This window comes from Rhodococcus sp. NPDC059968, assembly GCF_042738615.1.
Lineage (GTDB): Bacteria > Actinomycetota > Actinomycetes > Mycobacteriales > Mycobacteriaceae > Rhodococcus_F.
This window is the reverse complement of the sequence record NZ_JBHWUE010000108.1, coordinates 24199-30564: the sequence shown is the minus strand read 5'-3', so window position 1 is coordinate 30564 and position 6366 is coordinate 24199. Positions and strand designations below refer to the sequence as shown.

Genomic DNA, 6366 nt, shown 5'->3' with positions numbered 1-6366 from the left:
GTTCTCGTTCCACCAGCGGTACCTGGAGTCCGGCTCAATGCGACTCTAGGACGGTCACCTTCCCGCTCTCCCGTCGGGCGGTGGACCTTCCGGGGCTCGTCCGCGAAGGCAAGGCGAGGTGATCTGGGACCTGGCGGGCCCGATGGCCGATGGTTCGAATAGCGTACCGGTGCAGGGCATGTGGGCGCCGTTTGACCCGGGTCGACGGGCGGCCGGTCCACCCTGTGCCCAGGCAGTGAGATCTGAGGTGCCTCGCGCTTGCCCGGGAGTCAACCCGTCTGCCGGACTCGAACTAGCGGATCTGCCAGACATGGGACTGAGCCGCGGACACAATAGACGTTGAGAACCCACAGGTCGGAAGGGCCTGAAAGTGACACCGAGCGTGTGAATCTACACCTGGCTGTAGGTTCTAGCGAGCGGTTTCAGTTTCGTGTCGGTGGTGTGTCGGTTTCCACATCCCATGTCGGTCGAGACGACACGCCTTCCCAGATATCGGGAGTGATCGCGCCTCCTCGATCACCTGGACCTCACACACTTCACGCGCTCAGGTACAAGTTCGGAGTGGGTGTGTGAACCCGCTGTCATCCGGTCCGTCAGCCAAAAGGCGATCGATTCCGGTGATGGATCGGTCGACGGTATATCGCAAACTTCGTCAGCGTTCGCGAATTGGGTCGCAGGTTCGTAGGCCGCGATCATCACGCCTCGTTCGACGGACTCCGCGTCTCCTCGATGCGCTGCCGCTGCCGGACCCCGTACGCCGCCTCCTTGACGGCGGCGTCGTCCTCGAGACCCGACCCGAGGGCTCCACCGATGGTGGCGATGGACGCCAGCAGCCAGGTGAGCGTGAGGTAGTCGGAGAAGTTCACCCCGTGTCCGAGAATGGGGGACAGCAGTTCCGGGGGAAGAGTGAGACACGTGGTGAACAGGAGCAGGCAGAACAGGGCCAGATGGAGGATGACGACGCCGATGACCAGGGTGGCCACGGTCGCGGTGTTGTAGAGCACCGATCGATCGCGTTCCGCCGGCGACTTCGGCCGCTCCCAGAGTTCGTGATCGAGGATCAGCCAGAGGATCATCGCCACGATCGACAAAATCGTCGCCGCACTCATACGCCATGGGCCCATCGTGTCGGCGAACAACCAGATCGTGTCGGTGGCCAGCGCGATCGCACCCGTGGCGAAGGCGCCGACGAGCACCTTCGACAGTCCGGTGACCAGTCGCCACGGCCGGTTGGCCCGCACCATCCCCGATAGCAGCCGCAGCCGCCGCAGCCCCGAGGGCGCGAAGTACCGGACGCCGTCCTCGGTCTGCGCGGACCGGAACCGCCGCGCCGCGCCGGGGGGCATGAGTTCCGGTTCCCCGAGGACGCGGGCGATCGCGAGTTCGGTGACGGTGCGGACGCGGCGCTCGATGCGCAGACCGCCCACTCCGGCGACCGAGATGAGCGCGAATTTGTGGTCGGCGCTGACGTCGGCCACCACCGGCAGGGTGTCCTCGCGGCGCGGCAGATCGGTGAGATACACGACGATGTCCTCCGCTTCGGAGGACGGATCGACCGTGTCGATGACATCCGCGAAATCCGCTTGCTCGTCGGGCAGGTACGGTTTGCGGCGCACGCACGTCGTCCACCGACGCTCGGGGCGGTCAGGGCTTCGCAGGCGTTGCGGCAGGGACTCCGCGATGCGTTCCGCGAGAGCCGCCGGCGTGCCCGGATCCGCGATGAACAGCACCGAGACCTGCTCACCGGCCGCACCGGATGGCCCTCCCCGCAGGTGCTCATTCACCGCCTTCGCGTACCCGCCCGGTGTGCCCCCAAACTCCAGGCAGTAGGTGCGGGTCGATCACAGCGCGCCGCGGATCTCCGCTGCCTCTGTCCGGTAGAGACCTCCACCAGCGTCCGAGGATGCAACGTCCACAAGACCGGGCACAATCGGCGGGATCTGGTGCGGTCGGCGTACCTGGCCGAACGGGCCCATCCGGTCAGTGGGGGTGTTGGTTTCTCAATTTCGGGTCACGAGGACACGCTGACAGTGGTCTGGTCAACGCCCATGACGCCCGCAACGTGCCAGGATCGGTCGCTCTTGGCATCGTCGTTCAGCCGGCGGGGCGGTCTGTCATGGTGACCGAGATCTGCTGGGTCTCGCCGCCGCGGAGCACGGTCAGGTCGACTCGATCGCCCGGGTCGACGGCACGGAGCGCCGCGATGAAGTCCTCCGCCGACTCGGTGTCGTGGCCGTTGACCGCGGTGATGACATCGCCGGGCCGGATACCCGCGGTCGCAGCCGGACCGAGCGGGACGACCTCGAGGACGACGACACCGCTGGTGCGGTCGACCGCCAATTGTTCGGCGATCTGCGGGGTCAGCGTGCCGGGCTGAATGCCGACGTACGCATGCTGGGCGGTCCCGGAGGCCAGCAGCTGGTCCGCAACGTCGACGACATCCGCCGCGGGGATCGCGAAACCCAGAGCCACCGCACCCGCCGCCGGGGGAATGTAGGCCTGGCTCATCCCCACGACCCGGCCTTGTCCGTCGATCAGTGCACCCCCGGAGTTGCCCGGCGAGATCGCAGCGTCGGTCTGGATCAGGTCTACTAGCGGCGCCCCGGTGGAGGCCGACCCGGGGATCTGACGGTGCAGTCCTGAGATGATGCCCGAGGTGACCGTGTCCTCAAACCCCAGCGGACTGCCCATGACCACGGCGAGCGCGCCGACCTCCGGCAGCGCTGTCTCGAACGTCGCCGCAGTCAGATCCGCGCGGTCCGCGTGAAGGACCGCGACATCGGCCACCCGATCGACGGCCCGCACGTTCGCAGCCACCTGTTGCCCGTCCGCGAAGGCGACGCTCACCTGCCGGGCACCCTCGACCACGTGGGCGTTGGTGACGATGGTGCCGTCGGTCTTGTAGACGATGCCGCTGCCCACACCGGACCCGGTGAGCACGGTGACAACCGAGGCCTCCACCTGCCGGACCAGTGCCGGCAGGTCCACGGCGGGCCCGGCTGCGGGGGTCGAGGTGGTGGGAGCCTCGGCCCCGCATCCCGCGAGGAGGAGGATCACGATCGCGACCAGCGGCACCCAGATCGAGGAACGTACGGTCGACGGCGCCTGCATCAGCGACCGCCTCCGTGAGGTATCGGTCTCCTACAAGCACCTGCCGCCAGCGGGCCCACCAGATCAACATACCCCTGGCGCCGCCCGTGCCGGCCACTGCCGAACCGCTTCAATTCCAGGAATATGTGGTTCCATCACCGGGAACCTGATCCTGTACGTGAGGATCAGGTTCCTCCGAGATCGATGCGGCGATCGCCAATGCGGATGTGGTTGAGGCAGCGGCACCTGTCAGATCCGTGAGGATTCACGATTCTCGGGCGCCGATGCGGGGCGGACCGGTCACGGTCCGCTCGTCTTCGCAACCACATCCTTGGCCGGCATGTGAGTCTCCATCTCGCACGACCGTGCCGTTGCCTCGGATCGCTACGAAGGCTGATGGTCGTTTTGCCCGCCGCGTTGTGCACGAGCCGGACGAACGCACAGAAAAGGTGCGGGATCCCACTACCCCCGATGGCCGTGCGTTGGGGGTAGTGGGATCCGGTCCTGGCCGAGTGCAGTCGGGTCGAAAGGTCACCGTACGCGCGCTCGCGGCGTCCGGGCTCATTTGTTGCACGGCGTGTCCGACACGGCGGCGGGATGGAAATCCTTGGGCACCAAGGAAACCCGTTTGCTCGTACATGAAATGTGGATTCGGCAGGAGGTATGAGCTACGTGGCCTGGACGCTCCCGGTGAAGAAGTACGGGCCATAGTTCCGATGCATTAATTGATCTTCGGTCCGCTCGATTAGGGCCGGGCCGGGTATGTCGATCCGACGCGGACTGGAGGACGAGCACATGGCAGGTATCGCATCGAAGGTTCGACAAGGCCTACGAGACCCTTTCGGTAGACGAGCTCGCGCAGGCCCCGATCGCCGCGCTTCAGGGTGTGAGCGAATCCGACGCCGAACACCTCGAGGCCGCGTTCAACTCAAGACGGTGGCGGACTTGGGCACCACCAAAGTCCTTCCTCTGGGCGCAGGCCGTCGCCGAACTGGCGGAATCAAGGGCACCACCAGACTGCGGGGGTATTTCGTTTGATGAGTACCGCCCCGCTCCCTGCGGAGGTGTTGTGTCCGTCGATCGGTTCAGCCTCGGTCGCCGACGCAGAAACACGTCGCAGACCGAACCGGGCTCGGCACCAGCCATGTTCGGCGATGTACGTGCGGCCAGAGCCAATCGGTTGTCGCGGCGTCGGACGAACCGGATTGGCCGGATCCACTTCCCTACACGTCGATTCGGGAACCCATGATCACCGTCCGCTCGCCCGGCAGGCGGAAGTACTCGGCAGCGTCGCCCGTGATGTAGGAGGTGGCGATGAACAGGCGCTTGCGCCACTGCGCCATCGTCGGTGCCGTCCCCATCGTCAGCTCGATCTTCGACAGGAAGTAGGAGGCGTCCTCGATCGCGATCGGCCCCTCGGTGTCGGCGGGGTCGAGCAGGCGCAACGCGTCCGAGATGTTCGGCGTTTCCATGTACCCGAAATACACTGTCACGAGGACGATCCCGTCCTCGACGTAGCCGAGAGCATCGACCTCCGTCCGCTCCGTATCCGGTACGCGCGGCACCGGCAGCGTGTCGATCGACAGGATCACCACGTGTTCGTGCAGCACGCGGTTGTGCTCGACATTGGCCCGCATCGCCAACGGCGCGGTCTGCTTCCCGCGGTTGAGGAACACCGCGGTGCCGGGGACCCGAGCCAGCGGCCGCCGACAATCGTGCAGCTGGTCGACGAATTCCCGTAACGATCCCTCCGCCCGCTCCCGCGCGCGGGTGACGATGGCGCGACCGCGCTGCCAGGTGGTCATCACCGTGAACGCCGTGAGCCCGATCAGCAACGGCAGCCAGGCTCCGTGCACGAGTTTGGTCAAGTTCGCCGCCAGAAAGAGCAGGTCGACCACAAGCAAACAGCCGCCGCCGATCACGACCAGCCACAACGGCGTGCCCCACTTGGTGCGGGCGACGTAGCAGAACAGCAGCGTCGTGATCGTGATCGTCGCGGTCACGGCCATGCCGAACGCGTACGCCAATGCCGCCGAACTGCGGAAGGCGAACACCAGCGTGAGCACCGACACCATCAGCACCCAGTTGATCCACGGAACGTAGATCTGACCGATCCTCGACTCCGAAGTGTGCACCACCCGCAACCTCGGCAGGTAACCGAGCCTCGCCGCCTGCGACGCCACCGAGTAGGCGCCGGTGATCACCGCCTGGGAGGCGATCACCGTCGCAGCGGTGGCCAGTAGCACCATCGGCAACCGCGCCCAGCCCGGGGCGAGCAGGAAGAACGGGCTTCCCACAGCGCCCTGGTCACCGAGAAGCAGCGCACCCTGGCCGAGGTAGCTCAGCACGCACGCCGGCAAGACCAGCAGCAGCCAGCCCCGGGTGATCGCCGGCCGTCCGAAATGGCCCATATCGGCATACATCGCCTCGGCACCGGTGACCGCGAGCACGACCGCGGTCAACGCGAAGAACGCGATGCCGAAGTGCCCGAACATGAAGTTCAGCGCATACGTCGGCGAGAGCGCCCGAAGGATTTCCGGATGTCCGACAATGCCGGCCACACCGCACGCCCCGATCGACACGAACCAGACGAACATCACCGGCCCGAACAACCGACCGACCGCCGCCGTGCCCCGCCGCTGCACGGAGAACAACCCCACGATGATCACCGCCGTGATCGGCACGATCAGCTCCTCCAACCCCGGCTGGACGACCTTCAGGCCTTCCACCGCGGACAACACGGAAATCGCGGGTGTGATCACGCTGTCGCCGAAGAACAGCGCGGCGCCGAAGACACCGAGACCGGCCAGCACCGCGGTCACGCGACGGCCCCGCACCCCACCCAGGCGCCGCAGCAGCGTAATCAGCGCCATGATCCCGCCCTCGCCGTGGTTGTCGACGCGCATCACCAGCAACACGTAGGTCACGGTGACGATGATCATCAGCGACCAGAAGATCAACGACACGACGCCGTAGACGTTGTTCGTGCTGATCGGCACCGGGTGCGGGTCCTTCGGGTTGAACACCGTCTGGATGGTGTAGATCGGGCTGGTCCCGATGTCACCGAACACGACCCCGAGAGCGCCGACCACCACGGCGAGCCGAAACGTTTCCCGACCGTCCACCGCACGAACGAGCGGACTACCTCCGGACTCAGTGGCCACGGTGTGCTCCTCGTCTGCAGGTCCGGCTCCCATTGTCATCCCGGAGGTACTAACCGCGGAATATCGAGCACCTCTCCCTGCGTGTCGCGGAAGCCAGGCACGTACACAGCGC

The 6366-nt window shown here is 66.2% G+C and carries 3 protein-coding genes; all 3 read right to left on the bottom strand.

The features are described from left to right. Window positions 1–695 precede the first annotated feature (695 nt). On the bottom strand, window positions 696–1784 hold the full coding sequence (locus ACFWAY_RS45020; RefSeq protein WP_378515112.1) for a hypothetical protein: 1089 nt from the start codon (window positions 1782–1784) through the stop codon (window positions 696–698). A gap of 310 nt (window positions 1785–2094) precedes the next feature. Then, window positions 2095–3111, bottom strand: coding sequence for a S1C family serine protease (locus ACFWAY_RS45015; RefSeq protein ID WP_378515110.1), 1017 nt, complete (start codon window positions 3109–3111; stop codon window positions 2095–2097). Between the two features lie 1202 nt (window positions 3112–4313). Continuing rightward, window positions 4314–6287: a potassium transporter Kup gene (locus ACFWAY_RS45010; protein WP_378515119.1), complete on the bottom strand. Its 1974-nt coding sequence runs from the start codon at window positions 6285–6287 to the stop codon at window positions 4314–4316. Window positions 6288–6366: the final 79 nt, after the last annotated feature.

What these genes read in the sequence shown, in the direction of transcription:
- ACFWAY_RS45015 (WP_378515110.1), bottom strand. Translation starts at nt 3,111, where the DNA reads ATGCAGGCGCCGTCGACCGTACGTTCCTCGATCTGGGTGCCGCTGGTC.
- ACFWAY_RS45010 (WP_378515119.1), bottom strand. Translation starts at nt 6,287, where the DNA reads ATGGGAGCCGGACCTGCAGACGAGGAGCACACCGTGGCCACTGAGTCC.